At 33.4% G+C, this 15530-nt stretch carries 17 protein-coding genes; all 17 read right to left on the bottom strand.

Annotated elements, in window-relative coordinates:
* Positions 1–15: 15 nt before the first annotated feature.
* Positions 16–1095: a D-alanine--D-alanine ligase family protein gene (locus I4N53_RS01350; RefSeq protein WP_214495405.1), complete on the bottom strand. Its 1080-nt coding sequence runs from the start codon at positions 1093–1095 to the stop codon at positions 16–18.
* A 132-nt stretch (positions 1096–1227) separates the two neighbouring features.
* Complete coding sequence (locus I4N53_RS01345; protein ID WP_009052135.1) at positions 1228–1425, bottom strand: small, acid-soluble spore protein, alpha/beta type; 198 nt, start codon at positions 1423–1425, stop codon at positions 1228–1230.
* Positions 1426–1490: 65 nt separating this feature from the next.
* Positions 1491–2825 carry a germination protein YpeB gene (ypeB, locus tag I4N53_RS01340; RefSeq protein WP_009052134.1) on the bottom strand — a complete coding sequence of 445 codons (1335 nt, stop codon included), beginning with the start codon at positions 2823–2825 and terminating at the stop codon, positions 1491–1493.
* 9 nt (positions 2826–2834) lie between these two features.
* Positions 2835–3545, bottom strand: a complete 711-nt coding sequence (gene sleB, locus I4N53_RS01335) for a spore cortex-lytic enzyme (protein ID WP_214495404.1) — start codon at positions 3543–3545, stop codon at positions 2835–2837.
* 93 nt (positions 3546–3638) lie between these two features.
* Positions 3639–4274 (bottom strand): stage II sporulation protein R, encoded by a 636-nt coding sequence (spoIIR, locus tag I4N53_RS01330; protein WP_214495403.1) that lies wholly within the window; start codon positions 4272–4274, stop codon positions 3639–3641.
* Positions 4275–4343: 69 nt separating this feature from the next.
* Entirely contained in the window at positions 4344–5495 is a 1152-nt protein-coding gene (locus tag I4N53_RS01325; protein WP_214495402.1) for a Ger(x)C family spore germination protein, read from the bottom strand.
* Complete coding sequence (locus tag I4N53_RS01320) at positions 5479–6588, bottom strand: endospore germination permease (protein WP_214495401.1); 1110 nt, start codon at positions 6586–6588, stop codon at positions 5479–5481. The genes I4N53_RS01325 and I4N53_RS01320 overlap by 17 nt, the downstream gene beginning before the upstream one ends.
* The gene (locus I4N53_RS01315) at positions 6572–8176 is read right to left on the bottom strand and encodes a spore germination protein (protein ID WP_009052131.1); all 1605 of its coding nucleotides are present in this window, start codon (positions 8174–8176) and stop codon (positions 6572–6574) included. Before I4N53_RS01315 ends, I4N53_RS01320 begins: the two co-directional genes overlap by 17 nt.
* Positions 8177–8186: 10 nt before the next feature.
* Positions 8187–8399: a CLC_0170 family protein gene (locus I4N53_RS01310; protein WP_003867622.1), complete on the bottom strand. Its 213-nt coding sequence runs from the start codon at positions 8397–8399 to the stop codon at positions 8187–8189.
* Positions 8400–8466: 67 nt separating this feature from the next.
* A complete protein-coding gene (locus I4N53_RS01305) occupies positions 8467–9195 on the bottom strand; it encodes an NTP transferase domain-containing protein (RefSeq protein ID WP_214495400.1) in 729 nt (242 codons plus the stop codon).
* A 5-nt stretch (positions 9196–9200) separates the two neighbouring features.
* Positions 9201–9878 carry a GntR family transcriptional regulator gene (locus I4N53_RS01300; RefSeq protein WP_214495399.1) on the bottom strand — a complete coding sequence of 226 codons (678 nt, stop codon included), beginning with the start codon at positions 9876–9878 and terminating at the stop codon, positions 9201–9203.
* Entirely contained in the window at positions 9871–10740 is an 870-nt protein-coding gene (gene ispE / locus I4N53_RS01295; RefSeq protein ID WP_012268910.1) for a 4-(cytidine 5'-diphospho)-2-C-methyl-D-erythritol kinase, read from the bottom strand. Before ispE ends, I4N53_RS01300 begins: the two co-directional genes overlap by 8 nt.
* A gap of 98 nt (positions 10741–10838) precedes the next feature.
* Positions 10839–12365, bottom strand: a complete 1527-nt coding sequence (locus I4N53_RS01290) for an SPOCS domain-containing protein (RefSeq protein ID WP_214495398.1) — start codon at positions 12363–12365, stop codon at positions 10839–10841.
* A gap of 106 nt (positions 12366–12471) precedes the next feature.
* Complete coding sequence (locus tag I4N53_RS01285) at positions 12472–12741, bottom strand: Veg family protein (RefSeq protein ID WP_003867615.1); 270 nt, start codon at positions 12739–12741, stop codon at positions 12472–12474.
* Positions 12742–12929: 188 nt separating this feature from the next.
* A complete protein-coding gene (yabG, locus tag I4N53_RS01280) occupies positions 12930–13784 on the bottom strand; it encodes a sporulation peptidase YabG (protein ID WP_214495397.1) in 855 nt (284 codons plus the stop codon).
* Positions 13785–13856: 72 nt separating this feature from the next.
* The gene (gene spoVT / locus I4N53_RS01275; protein ID WP_003867613.1) at positions 13857–14408 is read right to left on the bottom strand and encodes a stage V sporulation protein T; all 552 of its coding nucleotides are present in this window, start codon (positions 14406–14408) and stop codon (positions 13857–13859) included.
* A 122-nt stretch (positions 14409–14530) separates the two neighbouring features.
* Positions 14531–15436: a peptidylprolyl isomerase gene (locus tag I4N53_RS01270; RefSeq protein ID WP_214495396.1), complete on the bottom strand. Its 906-nt coding sequence runs from the start codon at positions 15434–15436 to the stop codon at positions 14531–14533.
* Between the last annotated feature and the right edge of the window lie 94 nt (positions 15437–15530).

The following is a 15530-nucleotide window of genomic DNA, read 5'->3' as shown; positions in this document are numbered from 1 at the left end:
TTCTTCCCTTATTTCTCACCATTCCCTACATTTTTCATTATGGCTCTCTACTGCTAAGTTTATAAGCTCATCCAATAATGTTGAATAAGACTTTCCACTTGATTCCCATAATTTGGGATACATGCTTATTTTTGTAAACCCAGGAATGGTATTAACTTCATTTAGATAAAGGGTACCTGTGTTTCTATCCATCAAAAAGTCTACTCGCGCCATACCTCTCAAATCCAACGCCTTATATGCTTTTATAGCCAATTGTCTTACCTCTTCCATTTTTTCATCTGGAAGTGGTGCAGGTATTAAGAGAAGAGATTTACCCCCATCAAAATATTTAGCATTATAATCATAGAATTCATTAGAAGGAACAATTTCTCCTGCAATAGAGGCTTGCGGATTTTCATTACCCAAAACAGAGCATTCAATCTCTCTGGCATCTATTCCTCTTTCTATTAATAATTTTCTATCATATTTCGCAGCTAATTTCAAGGCCCCAGGAAGTTCTTCCTCGTTGTGGACTTTAGTAATGCCAACACTCGACCCCAAATTAGCAGGTTTTACAAAACAAGGATATCCTAAGTGTTCAATTTTTTTCTTTATAGCTTCTAAGTCTTCAATCTCTTTTCTATATACTACTACAAAATCAGGTGTAGGTAGCCCCGCTTCCTTAAAAATCCTTTTTGTAAAAACTTTATCCATGCATAAAGCAGAAGAAAGCACATTAGCACCTACATAAGGCATGTCTAATAGTTCTAAAAGCCCTTGTATAGTCCCATCTTCTCCATTAGGACCATGTAAAACAGGAAATACCACGTCTATAGGATAAAAACCGTTTTCTCCATCTTCGAAAGTTATTATTCCTCTATACTTTGTAGAAGCTCCCATAATTGCAGGAATTCCTTCTTTTTCCCATTCTCCAGTTTCTATTTTCCCCACATCTCCTCTATACAGATACCATTCTCCTTTTTTTGTAATACCTACCATGTAAATCTCGTATTTATCTTTATCAAGGTTGTTTATTATAGACTTTGCAGACATTAAAGAAACTTCATGTTCTCCTGATTGTCCGCCAAATAAAACAGCTATTTTCTTCTTTTCCATTCTCTCACACTCCACTAATTTTTCTTACATTATCTTTATTCTACTCTTTTAAGAATATGTATTCAAGAAAAATTTTATTTTATAAATTTAAAGCCGGGAAAGAAGATGTTTCTTCCCCAGCTTGGTGGGCATTTAGAAGGTGGTATTTCCGTTGTTATAATTTCCCACAAGCATTTTTTCTGCTTTTTCGATTGCAAGTTTTACAAGATTACCGCAATTTCTAGAAGAAACACTTCCCCAACCTTCCTTCATTACTGTGTCGTAAACGCCGAGTTCTTTAGCCAACTCATATTTAAGTTGGTCAGACATTAAGCCTCTGCGTCTACCCATTTTTATCCCCTCCTTCTTTTGCCCTACAATTATTTTGCACTTTAAAAGCACTTTTATGTTATGGACTACATGGTCAAATCTCCATGTTCTGTTTTTATAACCTTTAAAATTTTTTCTTCATTTCCATTTAATGCATTTATATAGACGTAAAAAGTATCTCCTTTGTAGGTCCCCTTAAATTCATAAGCTAATACTTCTTTCCCGCTTTCTAAAGGAATAAGTGTTAATTTCCTTCCTTCTATTTTTAAATTTTTATTTACTTTTTGTTCCGCTTCTTTTTCCGTAAGTTTTGGTTTTTCTAATTTTCTTTCCGTATGATTCATGTAGTAAGCTGTAGCGTCAAATCCGATTATGTCACCATTGTCAAGTGCCACTTTCACTTTGACAATGTCTGGATACAAATATACCTCATCTTGTACAGGAACAAAATTAAACTGTACACTACCATCTGCCTTCATAGAATAAGTACTTTCCACGTTTTTGAAACCGTGTTTTTCTAAAAATTTTTTAGCATACTGCAAAGCTTGTGATTGAGAAATATTTATTTTATTCACACTTCTCTGATCCATCATCCATACAACATATCCACCTTTTTGACTGACATTTATATAAACAGGTAATTTACCTGGAGATTTTAATTCTACGCCATAGGCTTTTATTTTTCCATTGTTAGGACTATACTTGTTTTGTGATTCTACAGGCTTTCCATAAAAATCTTTTGCTATTTGTAAAGCTCTATCGTAAGAAACTTCTTTCCCAACTAAACCTTTAGGTGTAGTCTTTGCTAAACTTTCAGAAAAAGGGCCGTCATATATCAAAGTAGGGTAATTTGTCATAGTCTGATTGACATTACTCATTTTTACATTTAAAATCTTTCTATCAATCTCTCCCATTTTTTGTGTACCTTTTTGACGTAAGTTTCCAAGTTCATATCCACCTTGAATTTTTTTTCTTAAGTCTTGTAAGTTTTTACCTAAAAATACCGCATAATTCTGTAATTTCGTAAGGGTTTCTAAATCTTGTTGTGATAATTTTTGCCCTGAAGCAACTTTTTTTGTAAGACTGTAAGCGTAATCGCCAATTTGTGTCAAAAACTTTGAAGTATTATCTATTTCAGGCTGCCCTATAGGAAGTTGATTTAAGTGCTCTTGCCCTGAAAAAGCTTCTCTCCATATTTCATCTAAAATTGGAATAGTAGTTTTATCTGAAGAAGCTACCATTAGTTTTCCCATAGAAGTTTCGATGTTCTCTACGTTAGACACCAATTGATAAAAAGACCTATCATATTGTGCTTGTAAATACCTGTGATAAGAAATTTTTTCAATATATTGTCTATATCCCCATGCTCCGAGGATTAATATTAAAATTAAAGCAAAAGCCGTCAAGCCCCGTTTTAACATTTTTTCACCTCACCTTGCAAAGATATGGCTGCCTATTTGGGTTATAATTGGCCTGTTAAATATCCAATAACTTGTCACTCTCGCAGCGTTGTAATAATACAATGCACCACCAGTAGGGTCCCATCCAGCAATCGCATCTCTTGCCGCCCTTATGCTGTCATTTGTAGGAGGTAGCCACATTTGACCATCATCTACTGCTGAAAAAGCCCCAGGTTGAAATATAACACCTGCTATAGTTTTTGGAAACCTCGGGTCTCTTACTCTATTCATCACCACAGCTCCAACTGCAACTTTTCCAATGTAAGGTTCCCCTCTGGCTTCTCCATTTATAAGCATTGCCAAAAGATAGACATCGTCATTTGTAGTAACAGAAGAAGAAGCGTAATAAGCCGCTAAATCCTGTGCAGTAGTCGTAAAACCTAGAGCTACTTTTGTATCATCATCTACAATGCCAGTAACTCTAAGGCCATTATATGCTTGAAATTTTCGAACTGCCAGCCACGTTCTAACCCCAAAAAATCCATCTACAGCTCCCGTATAATATCCCCAGTCTTTAAGCCGTGCTTGCACTTTGGCAACATCACTACCTGTATTCCCCCAATAAAGGTTAGACATAGCTGTTTTTGTTAAATCATAAGCCGCATATTCAAAAACCACTGTTATAAAAATAATCAAAATTGTTATTATAATTTTGATGCGGAGAATAAAATCTTTTCTCATTTTGAACCTCCTTTTCTTTAGTATTCGTAAATATTTTTTGTAGTAGTAAAAGTATTATACGCCGATTTTAACCTAAAAAAATTAAAGCGCCCTTTAAGGCGCCATCCATGCCATTTTAAATTTATTATAATATTCCTCTAAAATTTCAACTATTTTAAATTTAACTTCAGGTTTTTGTTTTCTGATAAGGTCCATTTCATCTTGAGAAAGGTATTTGGCCACTTCCTCTGCAGTTTGTGTATCTGTAAACCCGTGGGTAACATCAATAAAACAAAGGGGAGGAAATATTACACACCACCAATTTTTACCTTCTCCGTTTCCGATAACTACTTTAAGCGCATTATAATTCCCCGCAGGAAGAGTAATAGTTCCATAATACCGTGTAGGAAAATCAAAGGTGCCATAGGCAACTTTCACACCATAATTCTTACCCTCTTTACGAATTACTTCCTCAGCAACCTTTTTAATCTCCTCAATACTTTGTTTTATAATCCTTTCCGAATCTTTTAAATCTTTTACTTTTTCAAATTTAGGCGTTAAATCAACAAGTATAGCATCTCTCACCTTAAGTTTTAATTCCTGGTCTTCTTCGGAATCGCTGTTAGCAATCACATGAAACCTTATTAATTTACGGGATAAGTCTTCTTTTTGCAAATTGGAAGATTTAGCCCCATAAAAATTTACTGCTATAATAATTGCTAATACCAACAACGCAATTAACCGTTTCATGTCTTATCCTCCATTACAAATCTTTAGTCTAACTAAAGTATTGCCAAATATATTAAAAAATATACCCTTCTACCTGAAAAGCCCTATCCTTCGGACATGAGAAGTAACATCTACTTTTATCTCTACTTCCGGGAAAATTTTATCCCAGTCTTTCCCCACCTTTTCCCATAAACTCGGATGATATTTTTCAATATAATCTCCTATACCTAGCATGTCTACTTTCAATTCTTTTTGAAATCTATTTATAGCTTTTTGTGTCATCTTCTTTATTTCGTCACTAGTTTTTCTTTCTATGACGTTTAACAAATCACCTTTCATCATTTCTCCATGCTTTTCAAAAGTATATTCTGTTATATCTCCTTCCACTTGAAGTTCAACTCTATAAATAATTTTTCCATTTTCTTCTTTAACAGACCGCCTTCTCCTAACATTTGAAATATTAAAAGGAATCACTATTTTTCCATCACCACTAGGCACACTAACATCAACATCTCCTCCTCTAACAAGGCCAGCAAGCCACATGTACCCCATGTTTTCCTCATCTCCCAGCCAACCCGCCAATTTGTAATTTTTGATAATTGCTGAACCCGCTATTTTAATTTCATCTTTTCCTGCAATTATTTTTGGAATTATCGCATTACCATTTGTCTCATGAAGAGACTTAGTGATTTTATTATAGTCAATTGTTGGAAATCTTGATGTCCTGTTGTAATGTTTGAATATATCTCGAATATAAGCTCCTGTATTTGGTTCCATCTCATATTTTTTTAGAAGAATATCCTGAGCTTTTTGCGGAGTTACAAGAAGATAAACTTTACGGCTCAATTCATAACTCCTGTCAAGAGAATCTAAAACTTGTTGAAATTTATCCTTGTTTTCCACTACGTCTTTGCCAAAAATAATAGCTTGTGTATGACCTAAATACAACGCTTTATCAATTCTTGTACTTATATGCCTTGATGCAGAAAAAATTGTATCAGCTACTTCAGAAACAGCAAAACTTGGCTTTTCACTTCCTCCTCCACCACCGCTGGTACCTTTTGTTATTTGGGCAGCATTAGGAAATTGAAAAGTCACAACATATCTTTTATTCGAAGAAGATAAATCTATGCCAATTGCCATCACAAAAGCTCTATCTTCTATTTCAATTTTATCCCAACAGCCTGTCAACATGAGAAGAATTAAAACCCATAATATCACTATTTTAAGTTTTCTCTTCATCTTTACCACCTAATCTTTTAACTTTTAAAATGATATACAGCAGTATTGGCAATATAGCAATAAAAAACACTGACATGTACTGAGAAACATAACCCGCATATTTATAAACTGTCACAATAGAATCAGGGATTAAGGATATCAAATATATTATTGGAACTGCCGGCAATACAAAATAAGAATGTTCTCTTGCCTTTAAAAGTTTTGAAAGAATCAAAGTGGCAAAATAGTGAAAAGAATAAATGGTAGTAAAAATGGTGAATGTCCATATTCCCATTATAATTCCCTCTACATTTTCAATGAAAAATACAGGGAAATTAATAGATTTAATGAGGGTCAAAAAAGGCCACAACTGTTCCCTTGTTTCCTTGTATCCAAATATGCCGATTACAAAAAAAGTTATATACATGTAAAACAACATCGTAGAGAACATTGCTGAATTGACACTTCTTTTTAATTTGTCCCTATCAATTACATATGGAAAAAGCAAGTACAATATCTCAAAACCAACAAAACTATATGTAGTCATAAGCATTCCTTTAAAAAACTTAATTAATGAAACTCTCATAAACGGAAGAAAATTGCTTAAGTCTACATCAGTTAAAGCCGTCAAAAAAAGTAATACAAGGGGTATCACCATTATAGGAAACAAAATTTCTGACATTCGTGCAATTGGTTCAAGTCCATATCTTACCAAATAAGCAGAACTAAAAAGCATAGTAAGAATTATAATTTCAATAGGAGTACTAGGTAACAGATATATTTTTAAAACTTCCCCAAAAATTCTTGCATCAAGGCTTACAAACATTACAAAGTAAAACACCAGCACAGCACTTATAACAATAGAAATAGGTCTTGTTATAAGTTTACCGGCATATTCAACAAAAGTTTCTGTAGGAAATTTAGAAGATAAATAAAGTATCAGCCTTGCAAAAAAAAGAGAAGCAATTCCTCCTCCTAAAATAGCTATAAGCCCATTAGGCCCTACCTCTTTTGAAACATCTGCAGGAAGACTTAATATTCCAGCTCCTACCATGGTAGTAAAAAGTATTATAGCAACTTGATTCGCAGAGATTTTGTCATTGTTTTTTATCATTGTTGTCTCTCCTATCATCTTCTATGCTTTCTATTTTTTCTTCTCTTAAATCCTTCATCTTTTTTCTATCAGGGGTATCTAAAATCTCCGGCCTGTTTTTAAAATACATCAAAGGAGCCTTTATCAAAGTATCCGCAAGGTCGCTTATGTCTATTTCCACAAATGGAGAAAGATAAGGAACTCCAAAACTTTTTAAAACAACCAAGTGAGTGAGAACCACCATAAACCCAAGCATTATGCCATATAAGCCAAAGACAGCAGCAAGAAGCATAAATATAAACCTAAGCATTCTAAAAGCAATGGCAGCGCTGTAACTGGGTATTGCAAAAGAAGCTACAGCTGTAACAGCTACTACTATTACCATGAGAGGACTTACAATACCCGCTTCGACAGCAGCTTGCCCTATAATGAGACCACCCACAATGCCAATAGTTTGCCCTATAGGTACAGGAAGCCTAACTCCCGCCTCTCTTAAAAGCTCAAAAGTCGCTTCCATAATTAAAGCTTCAAAAAAAGCAGGAAAGGGAATACCTTGTCGTGTTGCTGCAACATATAAAGTTAATTTAGTCGGTATAAGGCCAGGATGATAAGCCGTAAAAGCTATGTAAACTGCTGGTGAAACCAATGCTACAATTGCTGCAAGAAACCTTAAAATTCTTAAAAGGGAAGATATCATCCACCTTTCATAATAATCTTCAGGCGATTGAAAAAGAGTGGCGAGAGTAGTAGGTATTATGAGAGCAAAAGGAGTATTATCTGTCAAAATTGCCACTCTTCCCTCCAAAAGGGAAGCCGCAACCTTGTCAGGCCTTTCTGTGCTCAAAACTTGAGGAAATGGTGAATGCCAATCCTCTTCAATCAATTGTTCTATGTATCCACTTTCAAACACTCCATCTATTTTTATATTTTTAAGTCTTTTCATCACTTTATCCAACACATTTCTATCAACAATATCCTCGATATAAAGCACTGCTACGTCTGTATGAGTTCTTTCCCCAATCTGTATTTGTTTTATTTTCAAATTAGGGTCCCTTATCCGTCTTCTTACAAGGGCAGTATTTACCCTTATTGTCTCAGTAAAACCTTCCCGGGGACCTCTTATAACTGTCTCTGCTTCAGGAGAAGAAATTGACCTCATTTGCCAACCTTTACTAGAAATAATGACTATTTCAGGTGAGCCTTCAAACAATAATGCAGTGTCTCCACTCAATATTGATAAAATACATTTATCCAAGTCTGTAATCTGTTTTATGTCCCCTCCAGTTATAGTCCCTTTTTTTATAACCTCATATAAATTACCTTTTATCTTCTCAATAGAAGGGGCTGCTTGTCTTGAATCCAAAAGCAAAGAGTGGAGTACATGGTCATTTATGAGGTCTTTGTCTACAAGCCCATCTATAAATACAATTGCAAGATTATATTGCTGGTTTTCCCCCACCCAAATATCTCTATATATTACATCATCACAATCTTTTAATTTATTTTTTATATAATCTAAATTTACCTTAAGACTATTTGAAGCTAGTGTACCATTTTTCGCTTCCTTTTTATCGTTTTTTTTGCCAAATATCTTATCAAAAAATCTCATATTCTCCTCCTTACATAGGAAAAAAGGTTCGTAAAATAATAGCAACTATCCCAATAAAAACATAAAACAATCCAATCCACCTACACAGCTTAGCATCCCTATCCAGTCCTTTTCTCTCTAAAAATTTAGGCTCAATAAAAGCTTCATAAATCCCTACAATGAATACATTAGCAAACATATAAACTGTAAAGTATTGTCTTACAAAATGCAGTAAACTATACATACCATCACCTTCTGAATATATATTTTGCACTCAGAAAAAAAATATACAAAAAAAAATAGGCCTATGCCTATTTTCGACTGAGATATTTAGTTGCCATTACTACATCTTCTTCTTTATCAACATCGTTACCTATCTCTGGATATTCGGATATGATAGCCTTTCCATTTATGTTAAATAACTCTTCTGCTTTTTTCTCAATATGAGAAATTGAAAGTCTTCCTATTAAAAATAAAAATAATATCTTTCCTCCTAATAATTTCCCTAATTTCCATGGTCTTTTTCTATAAGCTATAAATTGTTTCGCATCTTTAATTAATCTATCTATGATTCCAGGATTAACATAAAAAATATTACCACCTGTAAAAACTCCTTCCTTTACCCGTGCATAAGTCCTTTTAGCCTCAGGAAACTTTTTTAAGTTATCTTCTTTTCTAACAATAGGATAACACAAGTCCGCTCCTGTAGCTTCTGACTTTTCAATAAAATCACAAACAGCTTCTTTAGTCAACATAGGAATATCACAAGTAAGAATCAAAACTCTTTTGTCATTTTTAAAAAGTTCTACTCCTTTTAAAACATTATCCATTATATTATCAGCTTGCTCAATGATAACATCTATACCTACTACTTTTTTAAGTTTTTCAGGATCTCCAACTACTGCAATTTTATCTATTTTATCACAACCTCTTAAAGCCTCAATTACATAAGAGATCATATATTTCCCTTTTATTTCTATAAAGGCTTTATCAGGCAACTTATCCTCTTTAGTACTGCCGGCCAAAATTATGGCATTCACCTAACTCACTCCTTGTAACTAAAATACTTTATGTCTTTTACAACCTCTGTCTGGAAATTGCGTATGTGTTTCTCTGCCCATTTTCGTGCAGCATCCGTATCTCTTGCTTCGATAGCCTCTGTAATTTTTTTATGTTCTTGATGTATTTTTTTCGCTTTTTTCTCTTCATTTATATATCTGACTCTAAATCTGTGTACATGTTCTTGTAAATTATTCATTATTTGAATTAATTTGTCATTTCGTGAAGCAGTAAAAATTAAATCATGAAACTCCTTGTCCAATTTTACTAGCCCTTCATTATCACCTTCTTCTATTTTTTTTTGAAATTCTTCTATAATTTTTTTTAATTTATCAATTTCCTCCTCCGTTATTCTTTCAGCAGCTAGGGAAGCAGCTAATCCTTCTAACGAACTTCTTACTTCTAAAACATTCAAAAGGTCCTTTGCATCCAAATCTGCCACATAAGCTCCCTTTCGAGGAACCATAACAACTAGCCCCTCAAGCTCCAATTTCCTAATCGCTTCTCTTACTGGAGTTCTGCTTACGCCCAGCTTTTCTGCCAGTTGAACTTCCATAAGTCTCTCTCCAGGTTTTAACTTACCTGTAATTATGGCATCCTTCATGTAATCAAAAACTACATCTCTTAACGGTTTATAATTTTCCAATGGAAGAAAATCATTCATACAATTCTAACCCCTTATCTATAGTTTTTGAAAAAAACACAAAACTGTAAACTTCTTTTAAATCCTCATAAGCTTTTCTAAGCTTTTCTAAATCGTCAAAAATTCCATAAACAGTGGGACCACTACCTGACATAGCACATCCTAATGCGCCTTTTTTAAGCAATTCCTCTTTTATTTTATTAATAATTCCATATTTCTGAGAAGTCACTAATTCTAAATCATTTTTTATATTTTCTGCAATTTTGTATATGTTTCCTTCTTGTATAGCTTGGACTACTGGAACAGTAGCATGATGACTTTTAAAATTAAGCCTATCCCATTTATCATAAATTTCTTTTGTGGAAATTTCAATATCAGGTTTTACAAGAAGTAAATTCATAGATGTAATTTTTAAATCCTCAAAAATTTCCCCTATGCCTTTCGCAAGCTTTGTCCCACCTTCCAGACAGAAAGGAACATCTGCTCCGACTTTCAGAGCAATTTCTTTTTTTTCTTCTTTTGACATATTTAAATTCCATAATTTGTCTAATGCAACAATTGTAGCAGCAGCATCAGCACTTCCCCCAGCAAGGCCGGCAGCTAAAGGGATTCTCTTGTCAAGCTTGACTAACACCCCTTCTTCCATTTGGTATTTTTCTTTTAGAAGGTTAATGACCTTCACTATTAAATTATCTTCTCCTAAAGGTACTCTATGGTCATTGCAAAAAACCTTGACTATTTCGCTTTTTTCAAACTCTAAAATATCAGCCAAATCAATTGATTGCATTATTGTAGAAATTTCATGATACCCATCTTCTCTCTTTCCTAATACATCTAAAGATAAATTAATTTTAGCATAGGCCTTTACTTTGATTTTTTTCATTTCTCCATCCCATCCACGCTCTTTCAATAATATTATAGTTATATATTATACATTATACAATAAATTTTCTGTAAAAAAAATACGCAGTCTCCTGCGTATCATTCTTCCATAGGTATTATTAATTTCATTCCCTCTGAAACTTTTTCTTCTTCTAAACCATTGGCAGAAATTAATTCTTCAAGGCCTACTCTATACCTTTTAGCGATATCCCACAAGGTTTCACCTTTTTGAATCATGTAAACAACAATGCTGTGTTTATTATCGATTTCTCTTGGGGCTTCGATTTCTTTAAGGTCTACAATAACCTCTATTTCTTTCTCTGCAAGTAAATCAACTGTATTATCAATTGCAAACTTTAATTCAATTTCTTTCATGGCTATTATTTCATAGGAAACATGAGAAATTTTTATATCAACCAACATGGGTCCTTTAACTTGACTTATCTCAACAAAAGTCTTAAAAGGATATTCATCTCTATAAGACTTTACACTACCTTCTTCAGACAAATATAAAATAGTATAATCTAATATTCCTTCTAAAACCAATTTATCTACATCTACACTGTAGTCAGATATAATAGGAATAACCACAACATCTATAAATCTTTTTAAGAGAGAAGGTAATTCTACATTAGTTTTGACTACAAATTGAGATTTATAAGATTGTAATTCCTCTATCACAGTTAAATTTTCTTTCATGGGTTGAATATAAGCTTTTGTACCATAGGCATCAACAGGAAGCTCTCTATCCTCCGTCTCAAACACTTGAACTTTTACCCTTATTGTGACTTCTATATCTAAAATAGTATTTTCTCCCTTTTCATCCTCCACTGCGGTTGTAATTACCTCCATGAGTTCCTCTTGAGTTTTAGCCGACATATAACTTAAAGCCCCAGGAATATCTACAAAATTTGCATAATTTAAATCTGTTTCTAAATTTCCAAATTCTCCTTCCTGTGAAATATATAAAATATTACATTGTACACTTCCTTGAACTATTACTTTGTTATCAGTGACTTTAATTTCCTCCGGTTTTACCGCCACATCTGTTTTTACGACTTTTTGAATAGGGGCTTCCCCCTCAGGAACTTTTATTTTATCTTTTACAAAGACTTCTACACTATTTTGCCCCACTGTATGCATTAACTTCACTTTTTTCTTTAGGGATTCCACTTTTATCGAATCTTCAGCTCCTATTACTACTTCTTTTTTATCAGATACTACTAACCTACATTGTATCTTTATTACAGCTCTCATACTTATTTTTCTACTGTTTACCAACTTGTAGTCAACATTTTCAACATTTGCAACTAACATACATCTGCTCCTCTTATCAATACCTTCATCCTCAATTACATGTGAATAGTCAATTTCTTTTTCAATCCTTTCAAGCTCTCCATTTTTTTCGCCCAAATACAAAATATCTAATGCTAATTTACCTTCAAACTGAACTTTTCCTTCTGTCACAAAAACTTCATTAATATATGTCCGAGGATTTAATGCCAAAAGTACCAGCACGTCCGGTTCATTCTCAGGAACAATTATATCACTCTCTACCAGAAGTTGAGTATCATATGTACCCGATACAGAATCAAACTCTAAAATATCTTTATACACCTGTGGCATGCTTTTACCTCCTTAAAATAATAGTCCTTCACAATAAGATATGCTAATATAATATATAGTTATTGAGGTAAAATTATGCCAAAAAAATAAGACCGAATATCTTCGGTCATTGGAGACACTGGATTTTTTTATTTCCTTCCATCACTGTCAACTCTACTGTATCTGTCAAAATATCTGAATAACTGTAAGAAACCCTCCGGGTCGCTCCTTGTCCATCTAATACCACAATAAAAATGCTCGGATATGTCTTTTCTAATAATCCCTCTTTTATTATGGTCTTTTTTCTGCCACCATTTGTTTTAAGGCGAACTCGAGCACCTATATGTTTATCCAATTGTTTTTTTATTTCATCAAGGGTTGATCTATCTGCCACCACTATCAACTCCTTAACACATGCTGTGAATATTGTACCACAATTTTCAGACAATGTCAAGGGTATAATATTATATCAGTGCACCTGCCTACTTGTCAATAATGATTTTTATACAAAAAACAAAAAAAATATGCAAATCTCAGAGATATTTGCATTTAATCAATAATTTTTAGCTTAAGGAGTAAATTAATTTAATATTTGCCTTTTGGAATGCCATATCTAAATTTTCCTATTGTCTGCAATCCTCCAATTCCTGGTGCTCCCGTTATAGTGTTTTCTATTAATTCTTCAATTTTTACAAGCTCATTTATATGGGAAAAAGCTACTTTTTCACTTACCAAGACTGGATCAAGGCAGTGTATTAAAACCCTTTCTGGAGAGCTGGCATAATTAGCTCCCGCCTTTATAAGAGCTTCGTAATTTGATTGACAAGCTCCTGCAAAAATCACTAAATTGTCAAGTGCAGGTTCGTATTTCCTTGCATTTTTAACCGCTTCCACAAAATATTTAGAATTTCTGTAGTTATTTATATCGCCATAATCCCTACTATTGCTTCTTATACTATCATGACCTGTAAGAACCAATATATCCGGCCTATATTTTTCTAAAAGGTCATACACCTTATCTGGTTGTTCTTCTTCCTTTACTACTACTCCTACGACTTCCATACCCACCTTTTTATAGGCATCAAGACATATATTTAAATATTCTTCATCTCCGTCTATGTGAAGGACTTTTCCTGGCCTTCCGTAAGGCTCTTGCCGACTTGCACGTACCATCCCTTTTTTTCGCTGAAGGCTTTTTGAAGAAGCAATTTTTTTTAAAAGGTATTCTGCCTTTTCTTTATAAGGCCTATCATATTCCGCAATTTTGGCGCGAGAAACCTCTATAAGGTCATCTTCTGGTGCATCTGCAATTATTCTCATGTTTAAACCGTGTAAAAGATAATGTCTTACTCCTTTATTATCTATAACATTAATGACTCTAAACAAAATGTCAGAGCCATAAGACTTTCTCATTACAATGTCATTAATGCGAAAAGCCATAAATTAACCCCCCTGCGCAGCTTAATTTATAGTTTATAATATGCAGAGGGGTATATATAGGTGTATATAAATTTATTCTTCCATCTGTTTACCCAAAAAAGCAGCAGCCGTTTCAGCGATTTTTGCTTCAACTTCTGTAACTGCTTCACCGGCTTCTTTAGTAAAAATCACCACACTTCCTATTGTATCTCCTCTTGAAATAATAGGAACTATAACTTGAGATGTAATGTTAAATTCCTGTCCATCTGCTATTTTAATCGGTCCTTTATCTTTCCCTGTTCCAAGCATTATCGTCTTTTTTGCTTCCAAATATTTTTCTAATTCTTGACTTATTGGTTTATCAATTAATTCTTTTTTTGCAACTCCGGAAACAGCTATTACATTATCTGTATCTGTAATACATACAGGGTGTTTGGTAGATTGATATATGCTATCAGCGTATTCTTGCGCAAAATCGCTTAATTCACTTATTGGAGAATATTTCTTTAAAATTATCTCTCCTTCTCTATCTGTAAAAATTTCCAAAGGGTCTCCTTCCTTGATTCTTAATGTTCTTCGGATTTCTTTAGGAATAACAACTCTCCCTAAATCATCTATTCTGCGTACAATTCCTGTAGCCTTCAAAGTAAATACCTCCATTTCCTAAAATTTTTAGCTCAAGATTAGTATTTATATTTTTCCATAAATTTATTCGCAAAAAAAAGACCGGCAACTAAATTGCCGGCTTTTTTATCCTACTGTTACTTTTATCCTACTGTTACTTTTATGTTTTGAGGAAACTTTTGTATTTTTGCTGCTTTCTCAAGGGCATCATATTTTTCTATAATAACTTGATTTTTCTTATCATCTAACAAATAACTTTCTATAGTATCTTTTACTTCATCAAAAGGTTTTATTATAACACCATCTGACTTTATTATATGGTATCCATAATCAGTCTTAACAGGTTTTGATATTTCACCTTTCTTAAGTGAAAAAACTACTTGGTCAAACTCTGGAACCATAACGCCATGAGGAAATTCTCCCAGATCTCCTCCTTGGTCTTTTGTAGCCGTATCAACAGAATACTCTTTTGCTAATGTGGCAAAATCTTCACCCTTCATAAGGCGGTTGTATATATCCTGGGCTATTTTTTCATCAGACACTAATATATGACTTGCCTTTACTGTTTCGAATTGGTCTTTATTATCCTCATAGTATTTTTTCAACTCTTCCTCTGTAATTTTTACATCTTTTGTATATTCCTCAAAAAGCTTATTTATTAAAAGATAATTTTTTACATCTTCTTTTGTAATATCTTTATTAAATTCTTTCTCTCTTTGATACTCTTCCTCTATTTCTTTATCTGAAACTGTAATATTATTTTTTAGAGCTTCTTGTAACAGCAATTTTTGAGCAATCAAACTATCAAGTACATTTTCTTTTACCACATCTAAAAACTTTTTCCCTTCGTAATCCTGATTCCATATGTCTTTTGTATATTGCGGACTACTTTCAATTTGAGCCTTTACTTGGTCAAAAGCTTTTCTATATTCGGCATTAGTAATGTTTTCCCCATTAACAGTTGCAACAACCTCTTTTTTGGCAGAGCAAGATACTAGCAAAAATACTATAAAGCCAAAAGACAAAATTAAAGCTATTTTTCTTTTCAAAATGACATCCTCCTGACTTTAAAAAGTTTACATAGGTATAGCTTTATTATATATCATATTTATCCTAACTGCAAATTTTTTATTTTTTCGTGCA

The organism is Thermoanaerobacter sp. CM-CNRG TB177 (assembly GCF_018588165.1).
Classification (GTDB): Bacteria; Bacillota; Thermoanaerobacteria; order Thermoanaerobacterales; family Thermoanaerobacteraceae; genus Thermoanaerobacter; species Thermoanaerobacter thermocopriae.
Note: the sequence above shows the minus strand (reverse complement) of the source record. Positions and strands in the feature narration are given on the sequence as shown.